This is a genomic window from Streptosporangium sp. NPDC023825 (assembly GCF_040639575.1).
Taxonomy (GTDB): domain Bacteria; phylum Actinomycetota; class Actinomycetes; order Streptosporangiales; family Streptosporangiaceae; genus Streptosporangium.
Genome location: NZ_JBFAAE010000160.1, coordinates 1 through 1061 on the forward strand (window position 1 = coordinate 1; position 1061 = coordinate 1061).

1 rRNA gene is annotated in these 1061 nt (G+C 56.6%); it reads right to left on the minus strand.

The features are described from left to right. Positions 1 to 1061, minus strand: a 23S ribosomal RNA gene (locus AB0G15_RS43510); the annotation flags it as partial.

Here is a 1061-nt window from a genome sequence, read left to right on the forward strand (position 1 = left end):
CCTACATGCTTACCCCAGGACTACCATCGCCTGGGCTGGGCTACCTTCCTGCGTCACCCCATCGCTTACCTACTACCAGTTCAGGCCAGGCGTTCACCCTCACCCCAAGCCCGAAGGCTTTAGGGGGGTTAAGGACCCTTAGTATCACTGGATTCAGTATTGGCGCATCGTAGCGGGTACGGGAATATCAACCCGTTGTCCATCGACTACGCCTGTCGGCCTCGCCTTAGGTCCCGACTTACCCTGGGCGGATTAGCCTGCCCCAGGAACCCTTGGTCATCCGGCGCAGAAGTTTCTCACTTCTGATTCGCTACTCATGCCTGCATTCTCACTCGCACAGCCTCCACAGCTGGATCACTCCGCTGCTTCCCCGGCCGCACGACGCTCCCCTACCCATCCACACACCTAAACCACAAAGGCTCGGATAATGTGTGAATGCCACGACTTCGGCGGTGTACTTGAGCCCCGCTACATTGTCGGCGCGGAATCACTTGACCAGTGAGCTATTACGCACTCTTTCAAGGGTGGCTGCTTCTAAGCCAACCTCCTGGTTGTCACTGCGACTCCACATCCTTTCCCACTTAGCACACGCTTAGGGGCCTTAGTCGGTGGTCTGGGCTGTTTCCCTCTCGACTACGGAGCTTATCCCCCGCAGTCTCACTGCTACGCTCTCACTTACCGGCATTCGGAGTTTGGCTGACGTCAGTAACCTTGTCGGGCCCATTAGCCATCCAGTGCTCTACCTCCGGCAAGAAACACGTAACGCTGCACCTAAATGCATTTCGGGGAGAACCAGCTATCACGGAGTTTGATTGGCCTTTCACCCCTAAACACAGGTCATCCCCCAGGTTTTCAACCCTGGTGGGTTCGGTCCTCCACGCGGTCTTACCCGCGCTTCAACCTGCCCATGCCTAGATCACTCCGCTTCGGGTCTACAGCATGCGACTCAAACGCCCTATTCAGACTCGCTTTCGCTACGGCTCCCCCACACGGGTTAACCTCGCCACACACCATAACTCGCAGGCTCATTCTTCAAAAGGCACGCAGTCACATCACAAACA